Genomic DNA, 19,563 nt, shown 5'->3' on the forward strand with positions numbered 1-19,563 from the left:
CCTCATTCAACGGTAACGGATTTTGCCAGATTCCTTGGCTTGTCCGGATCATTACCCCTCAGGACCGATAGGTGATATGCTAATAGTTGCAGAGGAACTATATAAACTATAGGACTTAGAACTTCATCAACTTTGGGCATCTTTATCAAGATATCACTGACCTTTCTCAATTCTTCGCTGTCTCCCAAGCTTATTATCAGTGCTCCTCTGGCCTTAGCTTCTTGAATGTTGGATATCATCTTCTCCAAGGTTTTCCCGCTTGGTGCTATTGCAACTACTGGGACATCTTCCTCGATCAACGCCAGAGGACCGTGCTTCAGCTCTCCAGCGGAAAGTCCTTCCGCATGTATATAGCTTATCTCCTTAAGCTTGAGTGCCCCTTCAAGGGCAGTGGCAAGGCTTATGCCCCTTCCAATATAGAAGAAGTCCCTCTTTTCTTTAAGACGTTCTGCAAGATTCTTTATTTTGTTTTCGTACCCAAGAGCGGCTTCAATGTACTTTGGCATATCATATAACTCCGCTTCAATCTTCTGAAGGTACTCTCTATCAGCAGTGTTGAGATACTTCGCAAGTGCAATCGCAAGCATGCTAATAACAGTCAACTGGGTTGTGTATGTTTTCGTTGCGGCAACACCGATTTCTGGTCCTGCATGGGTGTAAAGCACAAGATCGCTGAGCCTTGTAGCCATGCTTCCAACAACGTTTACTATACTGAGAACTTTAGCACCCTTCTTTTTAGCCAACTTTATTGCAGCCAAAGTATCTGCAGTTTCTCCGCTCTGTGTGATTGCTATAACAAGGGTATCTCTATCAATTAAATCCTCAAACTCGTACCTAAACTCACTTGCGTCTTCAACTACCGGCACTTTCTTCACGAGTCTCTGGAAAATGTATTTGCCCACAAGTGCAGCATGATAAGAGGTCCCCATGGCGACGATGTATATCTTTTCATAATTTGCAATTTCTCTTGCGATTTTGTCAATCATCCCCAGGTTTCCATATATAGCCTCTTTTACAGCTTTTGGCTGTTCATGAATCTCTTTAAGCATGAAGTGCTCATACCCTTGTTTTTCTGCCATTTCCAATGTCCAGTTAATTTCGTGGACTTTCTTTTCTTTGACTTGACCTGTTTTTAGGTCTTTTACAACAAAGGAATCTTTTGTCACGACAGCATATTCCCCATCATCAAGGAACACAGCCTTATTTGTATACGGTAAAAATGCGGGAATATCTGAAGCAGCAAACATCTCTCCATGTCCAATCCCTAAAACGAGCGGACTCTCATTTCTAACAAAATACAAATGCTCTCTATCATGAGTATATATTATCCCGAGGGCAAAAGAGCCTTTAAGTCTCAGCAGGGCATACCTAAGGGCATCTTCAAAGTTATTAAAATCCTTCAGGGCATCTTCAATTAAATGGGCGATAATTTCAGTATCTGTATCACTTTTGAACTTATGCCCCTTTCTGAGGAGCTCATCTTTGAGCTCAATATAGTTTTCAATTATTCCATTGTGAACCACTGCAATTTTGCCGGTACAATCAGTGTGCGGATGAGCATTGATATCATTTGGGATTCCATGTGTTGCCCATCTTGTGTGCCCTATTCCCCTCTTTCCGGGCATCTCAAGAAGCCCAAGCTTTTCTTTGAGCTCATCAATCTTTCCAGCTCCCTTTCTGATGTATAGTTTCCCATCCTCTTCAGTGACAATGCCGACAGAGTCGTATCCCCTGTACTCTAACCTCTTCAGACCATCAACAAGAACATTACATGCTTTTCTTTCGCCGATGTATCCGATAATTCCACACATGCCCGATCCCTCATGTGATCTTTTTACTCCCTTTTGTTAGATGCTTTCCTTAATTAAAAGAGTTTCTCTAAAACCATTTCAAAACTGTTTTTAAAGTAATTTCTTAAGGTTTTGTATGGTGTAGAACGGTTTAGCATCCTTCCGCTGTATAACAGCTCCCGTTTCTGCCTCCCGATATGTTCACCAATCTAAATGGTTGATTTCTCATTTATCATATTGTTATCAAAAAGCCTATATAATCGAACCCTTCAATTTCTTCGGGTGGGAGAATGGACAAAAAGCTCGATGAGTTCATAGGGTCTCCAATAAAGGTAAGACAAGAGAAAGCCAGAAAAAATAATAAGAAGAAACGTCTCCGGATGACCAAACTTGACAATTTCCTTCCAGAAGAACACATAAACTATTTTAAGGCGTTGAGAATTGGGTCAAAACGGATAAGAAATGTTAAAATTAGTGAAATATCTAATGAGGAATGAAGAAATTTTTAAACTTTAATTGTTGCTGGTAAGAATAAAGAGGGGATAGCAATGGATGGTGGGAATCTCCTGAGGCTAATATTTACTTCAAGACTGCGACGTGATCTGATACTGGCGCTTGGACGTGGGCCTAAAGTCTTGAGAGAGCTTCAAAATGAGCTTAGATCAACGCCTTCTTCAATACTCCACGCTTTAAAAGCTCTGGAAAGTAGAAATATTGTGCGTCAAAATGAAAGCACAAGAGAGTATGAGCTTACAAACATTGGCTACTTAGTCTACATTCAGCTCAAGAATGTTGTAGATTCACTTGAAGCTATCTCAAAGTTCGAGAATTTCTGGCTAACTCACGACGTTAAACCGGTTCCAGAAGAGTTTCTCAAAACCATTGGAAATCTCAAAAACTCCAAGCTTGTTGTGGCTTCACCGGATGAATTAAAATCTCCTCATGAACTGTACACGGATCTCATCAAGAGGGCAAAATGGGTGAGGGCGATTTCCTCTGTGGTGTTCAGGGAATACTCGGATGCTTTTTTAGAGCTTGCATTTAAAGGGGCTGATATCGAAGCAATTTTACCAGAAAAGACATATGAAAAGTTCATCAACATGCTTGAGGACGAAGAGCTGGGTGCCCTAAAGAAACTTTCCAATATGCGAATTTATACCTTAGAGTGGAATCCCAGAGTTTCATTTACAGTTACAGACTACGTGCTTGCCTTTGGGCTTCTCTTTCCGGATGGGCGATATGACATGACCATGGATTTGGTCAGTTATGATCCTAAAGCAAGAAAGTGGGCGCTTGATCTTTTCCACCACTACAAGCAGTTTGCAAAGAGAGTGCTTTGAGCTTCAGATGGGCTCAGCAATTATGGCTTTATCTTTATATTGGAAGATATATGCCCTCCTTTCACCCTTCAAGTTATTCTCAACTTTTCTTCTAAAGCGCCAGTATTCGCTATCGGGTATCGAAATTCTAAGCGTTGCCCTCCCAAATCCTTCTCTCCTCAGGAATTCATTAATTCTGAGAGGGTGAAACTTAACGATTCCGGTAATGACATAAGCCCTTTTGAAGTACTCGCTTTTGATTTCATCATCACTGGTTGCTAATACACGGCGTTTTTCTCTTAATAACATGTAAAGCTTGCCCTTGACTGTGTGAAATAGCTCGTTTATTAAATCAGCATAGTCAATACTCTGGGGGATTTCATAGAGATATTCCTTAGGCTCGCTCCATTCGATGATGTTTTCAAGATCTGGATTGCTTTCAAGCCTAACCCCTTTTGGCAAGAGCACTGCAGAGCGTTCAGCTTTTGCTAAGGGCTCAAAGTAGAAAGTTAATCTGTTCAGCTGTCCGTATAAGTCAATATACTCAAATTCGCCTTTCCAGGGGACTTTTTCGCGCCTAATCTGTGGGGGTAGGTCGAATATAAATGCATCTGTTTTATGCTTGTAAGCTTCATAAATCTCGAGGGGACTTGGAAGTAAATCTTCCAGCCTCCTTTCGGGCATTTCTGGTGGACGAGCGGGGTCAGAGAATATCACATCCGCATTTACCTGCTTTATGACCTCCTCACTTAAGGAATCACCATGAATGAATTTTATCTTCTCTTTAACGCCATACTTCTCCGCGTTTTTCATTGCATAAAACAGCTTCCTCTCATCAATATCAATTGCATAGGCTTCTTCTGCATATTTAGCGAAGAAGATAAGCTGTATACCAATCCCACAGCTCACATCAGCTATGCTTTCTGGCTTTACCCTCTTAGCCCTGTATTCGGCAACTGCCTCATGAGTAGCATACCTCAGCCCTTCTAAATCCATCCATAAATCCCTTCTTGAGAATTTATCTTTAGCCCTAATTCTGGCTCTCGCTATCTCGATTATCTCGTCAGCATTCTCTCTTGGAAGTCTCGCTTTAATCTTTCTCTCATCAAACCCTTTCTTTATCATCTCAACTGCAAGTTCAATATACTCTTCCATTCTCTCACCGCTATTTCCTTAGGATGGACTCTTTTAAATTTTTGCGAAAAAGTTTAAAGCAGAAAAGAAAAGAAAAGATGGGAGAAGAAATGAAGAGAAGAGAAAAGCTCTACTTTGCACTGCTCGCTCTCATCATTGTTGGAACATTTTACTACACATACAAGCAAGCTTCAAGCGAGGGTTTATATGATTATATTGGTGATGAAGTCTGGTACGTTTCAGCTTCTCGAAACGTTTTACACCGCTTAGGAATTGATGTCCATTACATCAATGAAACTACTGGAAGTGAAGGTGTTAACATAGTATTTCTCACTGAACCTGAAGTTAAGGGAGAAGTGAAGGTTTCTTTTTGGAGGTTTACAATTCTAAGAACTTATACTGCAGCTGAACCTCCAAAGGTCCCGGATTTTGTCTCAAAACTTGGGATAAAGGTTGAATACATTCCATTTAATTTTTCTCAAGAATACAATGTTGACCTTATGAAAGTTAAGATTTGGCAGATTGCCCAAAAATACAACTACACAAAGTACACCCCATATACGAATTTTCCAGCCGTATACTATGAGATTCCAAAGAGCAATTTCAGCAGATTTGTTAAAGACGTAAAAAAGATTGAAGGTGTTGATGTAATCCCAGGTTTTCGGTACCCTGATAAAGAAGGCATCCAGAATTACCTTAACACTGAGCATCCGTTTCTGGCAAAAGATTTCATAATGCTGGGCATGTTAATCCAAGACAAACCAGTATTCTGGCGTCTGCCTGGCTTAATTGCCCATGTAATAATTAACCTCCTCGTATTTTTCGCGGCATTAAAAATTACGAGAAGCTACCTGGCGGCATTTATTGCCCTGGTATTCTCTGCCTTTGACCCTCTGCTGTATGCTACTTCACTGGCAGCAATGCTTGACATTTATGTTGCTCTATTCACTGCAATTTTTATGTATGTGATGGTTATTGGTGATTATCCTTTGAGTGGCATTTCAATCGGCTTAGCTGCAGCAGCAAAGCTCAACGGTGCATTTCCTTATCCCGTCTTGGTGATAAAGGCACTAAAAGATAGGATGAGCCTTAAGCGATACCTCCTGATTCTCTTTGTGCTCCCAGGAATTGCCTTTTTAATCCCGGAAATTCCAATAATAATGGCAATCGGCTTTCAGAGATGGATTGAGGAGTTCATAGCAAGCTTTTCATGGCATCTGAGCTTTAAAGGTGAACATCCAGCAAATTCACCTTTCTGGCAGTGGTTCATAAGCCTAAAGCCTTTCCCCTTTCACTACAACCCCGATGTCTTTGCAGCCACTGATCCAATTCTAATGCTCTCGATGATAGTCTTCATATTCGCTATTCCCTATGCCGCCAAGAAGAGGGGAAAAATCCTTATACCCTTTGGCATCTTTTGGTCAACAATTGGGTTTTATGCTCTCCAGTGGGTTCTCGGTGGAAAAACACAGTTTTCGTTTTATGCAACTCCTCTCGTCCCAGCTGGGGCTGTGACACTTGGGGTTATGGCGTATGAACTGATAAAATGGGAGTACTTTGAGGAATCGCTGAAGTTTTACTGGGGCTGGATTTTGAAGATTGTAGATCCAATTGTTCGGCTAATTCAGAAGGAATTTATTCAAAAAACTACGAAAGCTAAAACCGAAGAGAAAGAACCTCAAGAGTTCACTTCAGAAAATCAAGAAGATTCTTCTGCTTTCTTTGAGTCTGAGCCTTAAGCTTTTCTTCAATTTTCCTTAAGGTCTTCCAGCTCTTTCTAACTATGGGCGGAAATTCGCCATGCTCTTTGTAGTACTCCTCAAGAAATTTTCTCGTCCTTGGATCGCTTGGATAACCAGAGCCAATTTCACCGTACTGCTTTTTGAGCTTCTCAATTGCTTTATCTCTCGTGACTTTGGCTAAAATTGATGCAGCAGAGACTGGGAGATACTTAGCATCAGCCTTATGTTCAGCAATTATTTTTGGGGAGAAGTTCAGGCCTTTCCCAATTATTTCGCCAAAACGTTTCTCCTTTATGTCGGCGGCATCAATGTAGAGGACATCGGGTTTCACTTTTAGGGAATTAAGAACTCGAACAAAATTTTCAATTTCAAACTCATTCATCGTTCCTTCTCTTTCATCTATCTGCTCCGGACTCAGCTCAATAATTGCATAATCGTCTAAAAGTTCAATTATCTCATTGAACAGCTTTTCTCTTCTCCTTGGTGTCAGCTTTTTGGAATCTCTGACTCCAAGAGCCTCAAGCTTGCTTAAGTTTTTCTCATCAATTACAACTGCTGCTATGACGAGAGGACCTATAACCGGCCCTCTTCCTGCTTCATCAATTCCTCCAAGCTTCATTCTTGACACCTCATTTCCTGAATACTAACGTTCCGTAAATCACACCCAATAAAATAGTTGCTATTCCGCTTGGAGGAATGTTGGTAGCATATGCCAAAAATATCGACAGAATTTCAATACTAAGTGTCAGAAAGAGACTTATACCCACGATTTTTCTTAAATCATCACTGAGCATCATTGCAATTGCACCGGGAAGCACAGCAACAACTTGAAGCGTTATTAAGCCAACTGTTTTGACTATCAATGCTCCAATTGCGCCTACAATGATATAAAGTATCATTAGATACGCTCTAACATTCCCTCCATAGCTTTCCACTCCCTCAGGATCAAAACTTACATAAAGGAAATCCCTATAGAGAAGGAACATAAGCAGGAAGAGCAAAAAACCGCCAAAGATTAACATTTCCAGATCAGAGATTGTTATCAAAAAAACTTCCCCAGTGAGATAAGCAACTATGCTTTCCGAAAGAGCAAAATACGGTTTTGATGCTGTGACTTTGTAGAGAATTCCAAAGCCAAGAACTGTTGCTCCTGCAACAAAGCTTGAAATTATTCCAATGGCAGTATCGCTTGTAAATCCTCTGTTTTCAATTTCTGCTATTATGATAACAACAACAACTGTCACAACGAGAGCAACCCACACAATTATACCAAGATTGCCAACTAAGAGTCCCAAAATCATTCCCAGCACTGCTCCAAAGAGAAGGGAGTGGAATGTTGCATGAGTCAGAAAAGCCAGACCCTTCATGTTGATTAGGGGACTGAGCATGCCAAGGAGAACACTTATCATCATGCTTGCAAAAAGTGCCCTTAGTAGGTATTCCGGAATCACTTTCTCTCACCCCTGTGGATGTGCACATCTCCAATGATGCAGTATAATTTGTCCCCAACTCTCACTGCTTTTGATAGTGAACCATAGACCCTGCTTATTATTTCGTCCCTGAGAACCTCAGGCGGTGTTCCAAATGCAATAAGTTCTCTGTTAAGAAGCATGACTTTGTCGCCGATCTCTGTAAGAGGATTAACATCATGAGTCGTGATTATCATTGTAATGCCTCTTTCTTTCTTTATCTTGTTTAAGATACCTGCAACTTCAGCTCTTGCGCTTGGATCCAACGCAGAGAGGGGCTCATCCAGGAGGAGGAGTTTCGGATTGGAGATCAACGCTCTTGCTAACAAAACCCTCTGCTTTTGTCCTCCGCTGAGCTCTTTGAAAAGCTTATCTTTTATACTCTCCAGCCCAACAAAGCTCAGTGCCTCCTCTGCGGATTTTAGAATTTCCTTTGGGATTTTAAAGTGTACAAAACTTTTTTTATAGATTTGCCCCATTGCAACGACTTCAAGCACTGTAAGGGGAACTCTCTCATTTAGGTAATGGCTTTGAGGTACATAAGAGATTAAGTCTTTAGATTCATGCGGCGGTTTACCAAAAATTGACAGCTTTCCAGTGTATTCTTTATGGAATCCAGCCAATGTTCTGAGTAGAGTTGTTTTCCCCGCACCATTGGGCCCCATTAGGAGCAGAGTTTCACCCTCATGGAGTTTAAAGGTTAGTCCTTTAACTGCTTCGTAGTTCCCATAGTAAATGCTGACATTCTCTGATATTACTGCTTCCATACCCTCACCCCAGAATTTAGGCTTACCTAAATGTCTGTAAGACAAGAGTACTTTAAAAATGTTTGTTTACTACACAAAAGCTTGCAAAAGCGTGAAGTATATTTCAATTCTCTTAGAGTCTTATTGGAACGAGTAATAGGGACTGTTGGAGGAGCAATTTCATCAATAATCTTTCAATTCTCTTGGAGTCTTATTGGAACGGCATTTCGGCTCGTTCCTCGCTTCTTCCGTACACGGCTTTCAATTCTCTTGGAGTCTTATTGGAACTGCATGAATAAGAATATTCCAATCAGAATCAGTCCGATCTTTCAATTCTCTTGGAGTCTTATTGGAACTTGCAAGAATATCTCCAAGGTTCGCAACTCCGCTCAGCTTTCAATTCTCTTGGAGTCTTATTGGAACGTTAGCTCGTAAATCGTGTTCTCAGGGATTGTGAATGTCTTTCAATTCTCTTGGAGTCTTATTGGAACCGGAGGATGGCCCAAGATGCACTAAAATAGAAAAATACTTTCAATTCTCTTGGAGTCTTATTGGAACTTCCTAACACCAACACCCGTCCTAACCCTAACACCCTCTTTCAATTCTCTTGGAGTCTTATTGGAACTGGAATCGGCTGCTGCTCAAGGAACTCAATCAAAGATTCACTTTCAATTCTCTTGGAGTCTTATTGGAACAGGGCGGGATTTTGCCTTATTTCCCCAATAAGAGTATAAGAACTCTTGAATTATAAAAGCTTTTTGTCGAAGGGTCAATAACAAAGCCAAGATAACCCTCTAATTAGCGTACTGATATCACTCCACTACCCCAATTGGCGGTTCCTTTTATGATTCCAGCCGATGCACAACAATGCCCGTAGCACTTCCAAAACCTTCTCACGCTTTAAAATCCAAAAATCTAACTTTATTGGCTTTTAATTTTAAAATGGTCAAATTTCCATGAGGAAAGCATACCAAAGAAGTCCCAAAGATCCTAAATCCAAATGTGTACATTCAAAACGTTACAATTTTAACAAAAATTTGCAACGCAAAGTAATTTAACAACAAACAATTACTAAAAACATCCAAACCACTCACAAACCCTCATTTTGAAATTAATTAGAGTTAACAGTCAAAAACTACAAAAACAGAGAAGATAATGAGAAGCGAAAGTTTTTCAGTCGGCATAATAGTACTCTCCTCTTTCCTTTTGCTCTCTGTCCTTAACGCTGCCCTCTTTATTTGCCCTCGGCCTTCCGGTGTCGGGGTCTCTTCTGAATGTGATTCCAACAGAAGCAAGAAAGCGGTTCATGCCCTCTCTCATACCCATTGGCTTTGTCGCTTTACCGAATTTACCCGGTTCACCTTCAAAGACGATCAAGCGGTCGCTTATGTAGTCGATCATCAAAACATCGTGCTCAACAACTAATGCCGTCTTCTCATTCTTCTCCATCAGATGCCTTATTGCCCTTGAAACTGCCAATCTCTGCTCAACGTCGAGATAAGCTGAAGGCTCGTCCAACAAATAGAGGTCAGCATCTCTAAGCAGACATGCAGTTACTGCAACCCTTTGTAGCTCACCGCCGCTGAGCTCATTCACTGATCTGTCATACAGCTCTGGAATGCCAAGGGGATTCAGCAGTTCGGTCTTGTAGAAGCTACTCATGAGTTTTGATGCATCAATCTTGCTTAAAAGCTCAAACACAGTTCCTTCATAGTCTGCTTTTATGTACTGAGGCTTATAGCTTACTTTGAGCTCCCACTCAACTTTTCCTTCTGTCGGCTCCTCAACTCCAGCGAGCATCTTCACGAAGGTGGTCTTACCAATTCCGTTTGGCCCAACTATGCCAACCACTTCTCCCTTATACAGTTCTCCGCCTTCAACTTCCAGCCTAAAGCTTCCATAGTCTTTAACTAAAGATGGATACTCAACCAGAACTTCTCCTGTTTGACTCTTCCTCTCGCTCAGCTTTGTGAACCTTATTTCATACGGCCTAAAGCGGACGTTCTCATCTGGAAGGTAACCGTCGAGGAATATGTTTATCCCAACTCTCGTTCCCTTTGGCATTGAGAATATACCATAAGCTCCTGGTTTACCATAAACTACGTGGATAATATCGCTTAGGTAGTCAAGAACTGCTAAATCGTGCTCTACAGCTAAAACTGACTTGCCTTCTGCAGCAAGTTTTCTTATCAACCTCGCTGCCTTCAGCCTCTGCCTTATGTCGAGATACGAAGAGGGCTCGTCGAAGAAGTAAAAATGAGCATCTCTCAACACTGCCGCAGCTATTGCAACCCTCTGCAGCTCACCACCGCTCAACTGCCGGATTTCTCTATCTAAGATACCCTCCAGTTCAAGCTCTTTAACCACTTTATCAAAGAGCCCTCTTTCATCCGCTCTCTTAAGCAAATCCCTCACTTTTCCTTTAACTACTTTGGGGATTAAGTCCACATATTGGGGCTTTACAACGGGTTTTATCTCCTTATTCTTCAGCTTTTCAAAGTAGTTCTGGAGTTCATTTCCTCTAAAGGCTTTAATCACGTTGTCCCAGCTGTCGTTGTCGCCGCAGAGGTTTGGGAGCAGTTGGCCTGCTAAGATTTTAACAGCTGTTGTCTTACCGATACCATTTGGCCCCAAAATTCCAACTACCATACCCTCTTTAATTACTGGCAGCCTGTAGAGGACAAATCCATTTACGCCGTATCTGTGAACACAGTCCTCACTGAGCTGTTCTGGAAGATTCACGATGGTTATTGCATTGAAAGGACACTTATGCACACAGATTCCACAGCCCGTACATGATGCCTCTTGAATTATCGGCTTGTAATTTTCTTCGTCTATTATTATTGCCTCTCCGCCCATTCTGTTGACGGGACAAACCCTTTCACAGAGGAAGTGACCGCACTTGTCAGGGTTACACTTATCATAATCAATGACCGCAACTCTCATTTTTCTCACCGGTCTATGGTTTTCAGAAAGGGTTTAAAATGTTGCGATATCTTACCTTGCCTTCCGAAAGCTTCGCCCTTTAGGGCGGGGGTGTGATATTCTTGAGTCTGCCGTTCAAATCACCGAAAGCCTTTTAAGTTTTAAAGTAGTAAAGACTCTGAGAGAGTCCTTTCAGGGATAGCTCTCTTGAAGGGCTTTCACCGTGCCCCTGAAACGGACGCCGACAGGCGTCCTTTGAAAACTGCCCTTTTGGGCAGTTAGTGTTTGGGAGGCGATAACCCCAATCCGGTTTTGCCGGTAGGGGTAATGGGGGCGAGACCGTCCCTGGGGGCTGAGCTGAAACTGGCAACGGGAGTAGGTGATGGGCCCGCAAACCGAACCGCCAATGGCGAGGGGTTGAACCCCTTCACGGCGGGGAGGAGGTCAGATCTGAATTTCCCAAAAATTTATTTCTTCTTCGGGTATAATTAGACACATGATAAAAGAACTTTTCAGCAATCTTGAAAGCGAAATAGTTTCAGTTAGGGAGTTCCCACCAAAAGAGGGGATATATGGAGAGTTTGCATTTAAAAATCCCGAAATAAATCAGCTCGTGGAGAACTTGGGATTTAGGCTGTATAAGCATCAGGTTGAAGCGCTTAAAAAACTCTATTCTGGAAGAAACATTGTTGTAACAACTCCTACAGCCTCCGGTAAGAGTGAGATCTTCAGGTTGGCTATTTTTGATAACTACCTTTCAAACCCTCAGCACACTTATCTCCTGATCTATCCAACCCGCGCTTTAATAAACAACCAGTATGAGAAATTTTCCCTTGAGAACTTCCACTTCTTTCAGATAACAAAGAAAATGGTGAATGCAAAGATTTTAACGGGAGATGTTGAGTGGAACGAGAGAAGGATAATTTTAAGAGAAAAGCCCAGAGTCATCTTCACAACCCCAGATATGCTCCACTACAACATCTTAAGGAATTTGAAAGACTACGAATGGCTTTTAAAGAATTTGCGGTATTTGGTTGTTGATGAGCTTCACGTTTACAGAGGGGTCTTTGGGACAAATGCCGCTTACGTCTTCAGACGGTTGCTAAAGGCATTAAAGCGTTTAGGTGCAAAACCTCAAATTATAACCCTCTCTGCAACTCTCAGAAATCCGAAAGAGTTTGCTGAGGACTTTTTTGGTTTGGAGTTTGAAGCTGTTACAGGGGCAACAAATCCATTTCCAAAGCGCTATCTAATTCTCTTCGAACCTCGAAGGCTGAATGAAATGCAGCTTTTGAGAGCCGTAGTTGAGAAATTGGCAGAGAAGGGGGTTAAAACTCTTGTCTTCTTTGATTCAAGGAAAGGAACTGAGAAGCTCATGAGGTTTCTGCTTTCATCACCAGCTGTTTACAAAACATCCACTTACAAAGGAACCCTTCCCAAGAACATCCGTTGGGAAATTGAGCGGGACTTTAAAGAAGGAAGGCTTTTGGTTTTGCTAACAACAAATGCTTTAGAGCTTGGTATAGACATCGGAGACTTGGATGCCGTCATCAACTATGGAATTCCACCAGATGGACTGTTTTCTTTAATCCAGCGCTTCGGAAGAGCTGGACGTTTAAAAAAGAGGGAAGCAATAAACGGCATTGTTCTTAGAAAGAACGGTCTGGACTATTACTACAAAGAGCACTTAGATGAGCTTGTTGAGCGGTTGGAGAAAGGAATAATCGAATATATGCCCGTTAATTTGAAGAATCGCTTGGTTGTCAAAAAGCATCTTCACTACCTCCTGACCGAGCTTAAAGTCCTTGACTGGGATGAGCTGAACGATTTCGAAAAAGCCGTAGCTGAAGAGCTGATAAAGGAGAAAAAGGCTAAACTCTACGAAAACCCACTAACTGGGAAGAAGGAGCTTAGAATTTTAAGACCAGCTTTTAGCTATTCATCAATCAGAACGGCAAGTGATGAAAGTTACTTCTTGGTTTTAGATGAGCCGTGGATAAGGTATAAGCTACTGGAAAAAGAAAGCTTAAGCGACCTTCTGCGCTTCATAAACTGGCTCAAGCTTAAAGGTTACCTCATTGAAGAGGTTGACAACCCAGAGTACTATCGCTCATTACTGCCGGGAATGGCATACTTCTCAAGAGGAGAGCTTTACATGGCTAAAGATAAGCTGAAAATTGGAAAATTCCACTTCATCTTTGCCAAGCAGCTTAATAGATTTTGGGAAGTTGAAACTTTTGCCTCAAAGCGTGAAGAAGTTGAAATTCTTGAGATCTACAAGAAAAAGCAGTTCAAAGATGCTGAAATCTATATTGGCCGGCTCAAAGTTAAGCATAGGTATTGGGGCTTTGCTGTGAAAGGAAAAGATACACATCTCTACCTCCAAGAGCTGATCAAGCTTAGAGAAGAGGGTATTCTGAAAGGTGAAATTTATGCACCTCTTGTTGGAGGGTTTGAGTTTACGGAACTGAGCGATGAAGAATGGGAAATCCTCGACTGGGAAAAGTTCGCCAAGGTTGAATTTGATGAGCCTCTGGAAAGAGAATTTGAAACTGATGGCATCTGGCTTGTGTTTCCCGATAAGATTAGAGAGATTGCCAGAGAGGAATTCCATAAGTTCTTTAGGATAGCACTTGAGAAAGATCAAGGAGATTTGGCGTTTTCCATCTATGAGCGTTTGGATAGGAGGAAGCTCTTTCCGGAGCTTTTAGGAGCTACAACCTACTACATAAGAAAAACAATTGGAGATGTTCTTGAGAAAGCAAAGAGTAAAGATGATGAGCTTGCATTAGCTATAAAGAAAATGATTGACAGCAAAGACGGCATAGGGAACGGATTGCATGCAATAGAGCACAACATGATAAAAATTGCCCCAATCTTTACCTACGTTGACAGCAGAGAGCTTGGTGGCTACAGTTATGAGAGCTTTCCGAATCCACCACACATAGGGAAGCCGATAGTCTTCATCTACGATGGAAATGAGGGAGGCTTTGGATTAGCAGAGATACTCTATGAAAATGCAGAAAAGTTGATGGAAAAAAGCTTTGAGCACTTGAAGAGCTGTAAATGTATAGATGGATGCCCGCTTTGTGTTTATTCGCCTAAATGTGGAACATTCAACGAGTTCTTAGACAAGTGGCAGGCGATGAAAATTTGGGAGGGGGTTTTGAAGTGAGCATTATAATCCTTTAAATACTCCTCATGAAAAGGGGCCTTAATTTAATCCGTCCCCGTGTTTTCTCGATTAAAAGATTCATGAGAGACCCAGCTTCACCTTTTCTTATTTCCACTGTGAACCTTACACGCTCTCCATATTCCTCGTCAACAACTTTTCCACCGTTTTTCTCAACAGTTTCCTTGACTGTATGGTAAAGGTTGTAAGGAAATACTGTCTCAAAGCGCTCTGTTTCGAAAATCTCAGATATCCCCGCGTTTTCAATCGCTAAACTTGCTGCATCACTGTAAGCCTTAACTAATCCACCGTATCCGAGTTTTATGCCTCCAAAGTACCTCGTAACCACAACGACGACATTGCTAAGTCCTTTGTTTTGAATGACCTTAAGGACGGGCTTTCCAGCAGAACCTTTGGGCTCGCCGTCGTCGTCATAACGGAGGGCAAAGCTTTTACCATCATTTATCAGATAAGCAGAAACATTGTGAGCTGCATCTCTGTGATGTGCCTTTATCTTGGCTATGAATGCCTTTGCTTCTTCCTCCGAGTTCGCCGGAGATGCATAGCCTATAAAGACAGACTTCTTAATAACAAGTTCAGCAGTCCCTATGCCTCTGAGTGTTTTATAACTCATATATCATCCTCTCAGCGTCGCTATCAGCTTCTTCTCATTCAGCAGCATTGCTATTGCATCCTTAACGTCTTTAACCACTATATCGCTTGCTAAAAGTGCATCAACTGTTGCTCCTTCTTCACCCACCACACAGAAAGCTAATTCAGCATTTTCAAGCATTCTAACGTCGTTATTGCCGTTGCCTACTCCAATGTACGGTTCATACTTCATTGCCTTCTCAAGCTTGTCATTGCCATCCCTAACGCGCTCGATTTTGACGTTTAAGCCTTTGAACTCCTCTTCTAATGTCCCAAAGGTATCTGCACTTAAAACAACTACGATGTATTTCTCGCTGAGCCTTTCAAGAAGCCTCTTGACTTCCTCGCTTACTCTCCCTTCAACTCCCAGAGTTCCGTTTAAGTCAAAAACAACTGCTCTGGCTTCAATTTTCCCGTAGTTTGGGACTTCGATTGTCATATTATCACCACTGAGAGAAGGGTTTAAAGGGTCTTAAGCCTTTTGGGAAAAAGTTAAATTTCGAAAATATGTTAGTTCACTTGAGAAAAATGAATGAGGAAATCATAGAAGAGCTAAAGAATTTTGCAAGGGATTTAGAAAAATTGTTGGGGGAGCGGTTAGTAGCAGTTATAATCTTTGGATCTGTTCTGACTTCTGAAAGCTTTGAAGACATTGATATTCTTGTAGTAGTCGATAACACTTCCAAAGATGAACTCAAGGAAATTAGGAGGCTAAAGATCAAATACAGATACAAACTTGGCAAATACATTGATCTGAACATTTGTGAGTTTAGTGACCTCAACAAAGGTGTTGTATATATTGCAGTGGCATTTGGAAAGGAGATTTACTCAACAGGAAAATGGAAACAAAAAAAGGAAGAAATAAAGAAGAGAGCAAAAGAACGAAAACTTCAGTTCATAGAAAAACATGGAAAAAGGGTGGTTAGATGGGAGTTAGCAGAGCTTATAAGTTGAGGCTTATTCAAGCAGATATTGACTTGGCAAAGAGTGCATATGAAAAAGGGTACTATGAGATGGCAATATTTCACTGCCAGCAAGCAATAGAAAAAAGCCTAAAACTACTCCTTGAAGAAAAAGCTGGCAAATACGTCAGAACCCATGATTTGATGTTTCTGAGGGATTTAGTTGGGGAGTTTGAGGAAATTAGGGAGCTTTTGTTGGACGATGAATTTTTAGATAGACTTGAAGAGGGTTATTTCTATGGAAGATACTGGGATAAACCAATAGAGCCATTTGAGGATTTTGAAGTCCAAAAGGCAATTTACTTAGCGGAAGAGATTTTTAAGAGAATTAAAGGACTGTTAGGGTGATTATATGAGGATTGCTTGGGGGATCAGCGGAGCAGGGCATCTCCTCAAGGAAAGTATTGAAATTCTCGAGAAATTGAAGGATAAGCACGAAATTAAAATCTTCTTATCAAGAGCGGGCGAGGAAGTTGCCAAAATGTACAAACTTTTTGATAGGCTTGAAAAGTTTCCTCTTGTTAAGGAATCTAAACAGGGCTTTTCCTTTCCCTCATGTGGCGCCTTTAACTTGGAGAGATTTGATGTATTCATTATCTCTCCCGCAACTTCAAACACCGTTGCCAAGATTAGACTCGGAATCGCTGATTCCCTCTTATCTTGCTGTGCTTCCCAAGCTTTGAAGAGCAGGGTTCCACTGATATTGGTTCCAACTGACTCAAAGCCCGTTGTCGAAACTAAAGCCCCAAATGGTCAGATTTTCAAGATATATGTTAGAAAAGTTGATTTGGAACACCTAAGAGCACTGAAGAGAGAAGGAGTTATAATTTTGGAGCATCCTTATGAGGTTGAAAAGGCTTTGGAGCGATTTCTATGGACATAATAAAAGTTCCCATCGCTGTCAATGTAAACGTAATCTGGAGAGTAGCCTGGTCCTGAATATAAATTATGCCCATCAAGGCGATACCAAAGGGATCTGGCGGCTTCAAGTTTGTTAAGCTCGTTAAGAATTGATAAATCTCCGTGAGTAATCATCGTAAGTAGTTTTTTCATGTATGCATCGCTTATCTGAAAGCTTATGTAAGAGGCAAAAAATTCATACCCCGTTATGAACTCTTTGGATATGTCCTTAAGTGGATATGCAGGAGTAACTTTGATTCCAAATCTTTCGTAAAATTCTCTTAATGCAAACTTATCCGGTCTGTATGGGATCAGCCCAAGAGCCATCAGTTCAATGGTTTCTCTGGAATATTTTTTAGGCCAATCTGGTTCAAAAGGATATATATGCTCTGGAATCTTGGGATAGGGATCAAGACCAAGAACATAAAATGCTCTATAACTGCTCCCGATCAATAAAGGAACTCTCCATATAACGATAACCTCGGAGTGGTCAAGCTTCCCTCCGCTTAAACTTGCGGGGATTTGAATAGCCCATGCGTCTATGTTGAAGTCCATGAAAAGGTTGTTCAGGAAAACTACCTCGGTCTCTCCGTCATATCCGCATATTCCCGATTCCAGTGTTCCCACTATTGGCACGTCATAAGAATGGACGTAAATGTTCACAAAATATGCAATATGGAGGGGAGTAATCGAGTAAAAAGGAACTGGTTTTTTGTAGTAGTTGAGGAGCTTACGCTTTGCATCGTCGTAAAAAAATTTCATGGCACCGTCAAGTTTTATTTTATGATAACGAGTGAAGCCCAAATCCGGGTAAACAGCTTCATAGACCTGCAGGGGTTTAAACTCAGCAGCTTTTCTCCACATGTATTCAATTTGTGACTCTGTATATAGCTGGGCATTCTGAAACCAATACCGTCCTTTTCCGTTAAAGTATATGGGGAATACCAGAGGGTAATGAGCCAGTACAAGACTAATGGAGTTCTTGTTTCCTTTTGCATCGTAGGCTTCTATTGTTATGGTATAGTTCCCCCATTTTAATGGGAACTGAATGACGTGCGTATAGCTCAGAGACTCCGTATTTATTTTGGTGCTGCTTTTTTCTTTTCCGTTTACAAAGATTCTAACCTGACGTGGCGGATTTGCGTTATCTTCAATAGTTAAGGATACTTCAACAGCACCTGAGGGCAGACTCTCTACTCTACCTCTCATTCTTGGCGGAGTTCTATCGTTTATGTGCTCTTTCTGGAATTCAGTCCATGTATTATATACCTTAGAGATTTCGAATTTATGAGCATTCCTTATAAACCACTCTCTGTAAGTTGTGTTTGACAGCATCTCATGCCTAACTGCATTTATCCCCGAAATAAACTCAGAAATCTCATATGGTTCAAATCCGCCAAAAAGCCCCTGCATGTTGTCTATAGCATTAACGATTTTTGGTGGCAGTCCAGATAAAGACATGCTGAGCTCTTTAATCAGCTGAATGTATTCAGTTAAGCTTCTTACTTGGTATATATAATGCGAGTTCTCTATCCCAGTGCGGATATGTGGTGGGAGGGTAGAATAAACATTCACGAACTCCCTAACCTGAGCATTGAAGATCTGCACCTTTTTAGAAAACTCTTCCAAGGTGTATGGAGAATCTGAAAAGAGGAATCTCAGCATATCATCTCTGAGAGCAAGGGGCACTGAATTTAGGGTTTGGGTAACTTGCCAGCACAGTTCTGCAAATTTTTCCGTGTCGGTAATTTCGACATCTTCAAAGAGTGATGTATGGTATTTATAAACAGGATATACCTTTTCTATAATCTCAAGCTCCCCTTCACTTATTTTCCCGTCACTTAGAAATCCCAGCTGTTCTGCAATGTACTCATAGTCTGACTCAAGGGAGTATGTATTTACCGGTACAACAGGCTTTTTAACTTGAGGGGGTCGAAACGCAAGCATGAGGGCAAGAACATATATCACAATCAGGATTAATCCAGCTTTACGTAAGTCAATCTGCATAACATTTCCCTATTTGTAAAATGGGTCTGTTACCTTATCAACTTTTCTGGACATATTTGCTGAGCTGAAATATCTTTAAATATTACCTTAGGTTTAGCTATTTTGGTGGTGTTATGAAGAAGATCGTGAGGTTTGGGGTTTCTATTCCACAAGATTTGCTTGCGAAATTCGACAAGATTATTGATGAAAAAGGATACACAAACAGAAGCGAAGCTATTAGGGACTTGATTAGGGACTTTATTGTGAGGCATGAATGGGAGGTTGGTGATGAGGAGGTTGCTGGAACAATTACAATAGTTTACAACCATGACGAAGCTGAGGTGGTTAAGGAGCTCCTGGATTTGCAGCACGACTATATTGATGAAATTGTATCAAGTTTGCATGTCCACATGGATGAGCACAACTGTCTTGAAGTTGTGGTTGTTAAAGGAAAAGCCACAAGGATAAAGAAAATTGCCGAGAGACTTATAAGCCTCAAGGGAGTTAAGCATGGAAAGCTTGTTATGACAACAACGGGTAGGGAGCTTGTCTGAAGAAAAGCTTATAAGTCAACCCTCTCTCATCTTTTCTTGGGTGCCGGGGTAGCCTAGCTCGGTAGGGCGGGGGACTCGTAATCCCCAGATCCCGGGTTCAAATCCCGGTCCCGGCTCCATACAAACTTTTTCTAACGAAGAGTTTGATCAAAGTTTGCTGTGCTCCAAGCTTGAAGTCAGAACACTTTGCTCACCCTCACTAATTCAGTTTTG

At 41.3% G+C, this 19,563-nt stretch carries 17 protein-coding genes, 1 tRNA gene and 1 CRISPR repeat array; of the genes, 9 read left to right on the top strand and 9 right to left on the bottom strand.

Going from position 1 to position 19,563, the window contains the following annotated elements:
* Window positions 1-2: 2 nt before the first annotated feature.
* Window positions 3-1,811 carry a glutamine--fructose-6-phosphate transaminase (isomerizing) gene (glmS, locus tag TERMP_RS03320; protein WP_013466941.1) on the bottom strand — a complete coding sequence of 603 codons (1,809 nt, stop codon included), beginning with the start codon at window positions 1,809-1,811 and terminating at the stop codon, window positions 3-5.
* 269 nt (window positions 1,812-2,080) lie between these two features.
* Between glmS and TERMP_RS03325 the strand changes: the two genes are divergently transcribed.
* Together TERMP_RS03325 and TERMP_RS03330 are read left to right on the top strand one after the other, a co-directional pair.
* Window positions 2,081-2,287 carry a PCNA-inhibitor gene (locus TERMP_RS03325; RefSeq protein ID WP_013466942.1) on the top strand — a complete coding sequence of 69 codons (207 nt, stop codon included), beginning with the start codon at window positions 2,081-2,083 and terminating at the stop codon, window positions 2,285-2,287.
* A 51-nt stretch (window positions 2,288-2,338) separates the two neighbouring features.
* The gene (locus TERMP_RS03330) at window positions 2,339-3,130 is read left to right on the top strand and encodes a helix-turn-helix transcriptional regulator (RefSeq protein ID WP_048159741.1); all 792 of its coding nucleotides are present in this window, start codon (window positions 2,339-2,341) and stop codon (window positions 3,128-3,130) included.
* Between the two features lie 3 nt (window positions 3,131-3,133).
* Here the strand turns inward: TERMP_RS03330 and TERMP_RS03335 are convergent, their stop codons facing one another.
* A complete protein-coding gene (locus TERMP_RS03335; RefSeq protein WP_013466944.1) occupies window positions 3,134-4,264 on the bottom strand; it encodes a 50S ribosomal protein L11 methyltransferase in 1,131 nt (376 codons plus the stop codon).
* Between the two features lie 77 nt (window positions 4,265-4,341).
* Between TERMP_RS03335 and TERMP_RS03340 the strand changes: the two genes are divergently transcribed.
* Entirely contained in the window at window positions 4,342-5,982 is a 1,641-nt protein-coding gene (locus tag TERMP_RS03340) for a dolichyl-phosphate-mannose--protein mannosyltransferase (RefSeq protein ID WP_237702858.1), read from the top strand.
* On the opposite strand, the gene rnhB is transcribed toward TERMP_RS03340, so the two are convergent.
* The 4 genes from rnhB to TERMP_RS03360 all read right to left on the bottom strand — a co-directional run bounded on the left by rnhB (window position 5,930) and on the right by TERMP_RS03360 (window position 11,146).
* Complete coding sequence (gene rnhB, locus TERMP_RS03345; RefSeq protein ID WP_048159742.1) at window positions 5,930-6,604, bottom strand: ribonuclease HII; 675 nt, start codon at window positions 6,602-6,604, stop codon at window positions 5,930-5,932. The genes TERMP_RS03340 and rnhB overlap by 53 nt on opposite strands.
* 10 nt (window positions 6,605-6,614) lie before the next feature.
* The gene (locus tag TERMP_RS03350; RefSeq protein ID WP_013466947.1) at window positions 6,615-7,436 is read right to left on the bottom strand and encodes a metal ABC transporter permease; all 822 of its coding nucleotides are present in this window, start codon (window positions 7,434-7,436) and stop codon (window positions 6,615-6,617) included.
* Window positions 7,433-8,221, bottom strand: coding sequence for a metal ABC transporter ATP-binding protein (locus TERMP_RS03355; RefSeq protein WP_013466948.1), 789 nt, complete (start codon window positions 8,219-8,221; stop codon window positions 7,433-7,435). Before TERMP_RS03355 ends, TERMP_RS03350 begins: the two co-directional genes overlap by 4 nt.
* 100 nt (window positions 8,222-8,321) lie before the next feature.
* A CRISPR array of direct repeats spans window positions 8,322-8,895; the repeat unit is 30 nt; unit sequence CTTTCAATTCTCTTGGAGTCTTATTGGAAC.
* 478 nt (window positions 8,896-9,373) lie between these two features.
* A complete protein-coding gene (locus TERMP_RS03360; RefSeq protein WP_013466950.1) occupies window positions 9,374-11,146 on the bottom strand; it encodes a ribosome biogenesis/translation initiation ATPase RLI in 1,773 nt (590 codons plus the stop codon).
* A gap of 475 nt (window positions 11,147-11,621) precedes the next feature.
* On the opposite strand from TERMP_RS03360, the gene TERMP_RS03365 reads away from it, so the two are divergent.
* Window positions 11,622-14,300 (top strand): DEAD/DEAH box helicase, encoded by a 2,679-nt coding sequence (locus tag TERMP_RS03365; protein WP_013466951.1) that lies wholly within the window; start codon window positions 11,622-11,624, stop codon window positions 14,298-14,300.
* Window positions 14,301-14,313: 13 nt separating this feature from the next.
* Here the strand turns inward: TERMP_RS03365 and TERMP_RS03370 are convergent, their stop codons facing one another.
* Together TERMP_RS03370 and TERMP_RS03375 are read right to left on the bottom strand one after the other, a co-directional pair.
* A complete protein-coding gene (locus TERMP_RS03370) occupies window positions 14,314-14,931 on the bottom strand; it encodes a YigZ family protein (protein ID WP_013466952.1) in 618 nt (205 codons plus the stop codon).
* A gap of 3 nt (window positions 14,932-14,934) precedes the next feature.
* Entirely contained in the window at window positions 14,935-15,387 is a 453-nt protein-coding gene (locus TERMP_RS03375; protein ID WP_013466953.1) for an HAD family hydrolase, read from the bottom strand.
* Between the two features lie 89 nt (window positions 15,388-15,476).
* Between TERMP_RS03375 and TERMP_RS03380 the strand changes: the two genes are divergently transcribed.
* From TERMP_RS03380 to TERMP_RS03390, 3 genes are read left to right on the top strand one after another with little or no spacing between them, the layout of a single operon-like run.
* Window positions 15,477-15,902: a nucleotidyltransferase domain-containing protein gene (locus tag TERMP_RS03380; RefSeq protein WP_013466954.1), complete on the top strand. Its 426-nt coding sequence runs from the start codon at window positions 15,477-15,479 to the stop codon at window positions 15,900-15,902.
* Complete coding sequence (locus TERMP_RS11250) at window positions 15,875-16,258, top strand: HEPN domain-containing protein (RefSeq protein ID WP_013466955.1); 384 nt, start codon at window positions 15,875-15,877, stop codon at window positions 16,256-16,258. Before TERMP_RS03380 ends, TERMP_RS11250 begins: the two co-directional genes overlap by 28 nt.
* 4 nt (window positions 16,259-16,262) lie before the next feature.
* Window positions 16,263-16,793, top strand: a complete 531-nt coding sequence (locus TERMP_RS03390; RefSeq protein WP_013466956.1) for a flavoprotein — start codon at window positions 16,263-16,265, stop codon at window positions 16,791-16,793.
* Here TERMP_RS03390 and TERMP_RS03395 read toward each other — a convergent pair.
* Complete coding sequence (locus tag TERMP_RS03395; protein WP_013466957.1) at window positions 16,751-18,817, bottom strand: hypothetical protein; 2,067 nt, start codon at window positions 18,815-18,817, stop codon at window positions 16,751-16,753. The genes TERMP_RS03390 and TERMP_RS03395 overlap by 43 nt on opposite strands.
* Window positions 18,818-18,930: 113 nt before the next feature.
* On the opposite strand from TERMP_RS03395, the gene nikR reads away from it, so the two are divergent.
* Both nikR and TERMP_RS03405 read left to right on the top strand, forming a co-directional pair.
* The gene (gene nikR, locus TERMP_RS03400) at window positions 18,931-19,350 is read left to right on the top strand and encodes a nickel-responsive transcriptional regulator NikR (RefSeq protein ID WP_013466958.1); all 420 of its coding nucleotides are present in this window, start codon (window positions 18,931-18,933) and stop codon (window positions 19,348-19,350) included.
* A gap of 42 nt (window positions 19,351-19,392) precedes the next feature.
* Window positions 19,393-19,469 (top strand) — tRNA-Thr (locus TERMP_RS03405).
* Window positions 19,470-19,563: the final 94 nt, after the last annotated feature.

Source organism: Thermococcus barophilus MP, from assembly GCF_000151105.2.
Lineage (GTDB): Archaea > Methanobacteriota_B > Thermococci > Thermococcales > Thermococcaceae > Thermococcus_B > Thermococcus_B barophilus.

Bases quoted from the DNA above. Each gene is read 5' to 3' on its own strand.
- TERMP_RS03390 (WP_013466956.1), top strand. From the start codon at position 16,263: ATGAGGATTGCTTGGGGGATCAGCGGAGCAGGGCATCTCCTCAAGGAA.
- TERMP_RS03380 (WP_013466954.1), top strand. From the start codon at position 15,477: ATGAATGAGGAAATCATAGAAGAGCTAAAGAATTTTGCAAGGGATTTA.
- TERMP_RS03335 (WP_013466944.1), bottom strand. From the start codon at position 4,264: ATGGAAGAGTATATTGAACTTGCAGTTGAGATGATAAAGAAAGGGTTT.
- TERMP_RS03330 (WP_048159741.1), top strand. From the start codon at position 2,339: ATGGATGGTGGGAATCTCCTGAGGCTAATATTTACTTCAAGACTGCGA.
- TERMP_RS03395 (WP_013466957.1), bottom strand. From the start codon at position 18,817: ATGCAGATTGACTTACGTAAAGCTGGATTAATCCTGATTGTGATATAT.
- glmS (WP_013466941.1), bottom strand. From the start codon at position 1,811: ATGTGTGGAATTATCGGATACATCGGCGAAAGAAAAGCATGTAATGTT.
- TERMP_RS03355 (WP_013466948.1), bottom strand. From the start codon at position 8,221: ATGGAAGCAGTAATATCAGAGAATGTCAGCATTTACTATGGGAACTAC.
- TERMP_RS03340 (WP_237702858.1), top strand. From the start codon at position 4,342: ATGGGAGAAGAAATGAAGAGAAGAGAAAAGCTCTACTTTGCACTGCTC.
- TERMP_RS03325 (WP_013466942.1), top strand. From the start codon at position 2,081: ATGGACAAAAAGCTCGATGAGTTCATAGGGTCTCCAATAAAGGTAAGA.
- TERMP_RS11250 (WP_013466955.1), top strand. From the start codon at position 15,875: ATGGGAGTTAGCAGAGCTTATAAGTTGAGGCTTATTCAAGCAGATATT.
- TERMP_RS03365 (WP_013466951.1), top strand. From the start codon at position 11,622: ATGATAAAAGAACTTTTCAGCAATCTTGAAAGCGAAATAGTTTCAGTT.
- rnhB (WP_048159742.1), bottom strand. From the start codon at position 6,604: ATGAAGCTTGGAGGAATTGATGAAGCAGGAAGAGGGCCGGTTATAGGT.
- nikR (WP_013466958.1), top strand. From the start codon at position 18,931: ATGAAGAAGATCGTGAGGTTTGGGGTTTCTATTCCACAAGATTTGCTT.
- TERMP_RS03375 (WP_013466953.1), bottom strand. From the start codon at position 15,387: ATGACAATCGAAGTCCCAAACTACGGGAAAATTGAAGCCAGAGCAGTT.
- TERMP_RS03370 (WP_013466952.1), bottom strand. From the start codon at position 14,931: ATGAGTTATAAAACACTCAGAGGCATAGGGACTGCTGAACTTGTTATT.
- TERMP_RS03360 (WP_013466950.1), bottom strand. From the start codon at position 11,146: ATGAGAGTTGCGGTCATTGATTATGATAAGTGTAACCCTGACAAGTGC.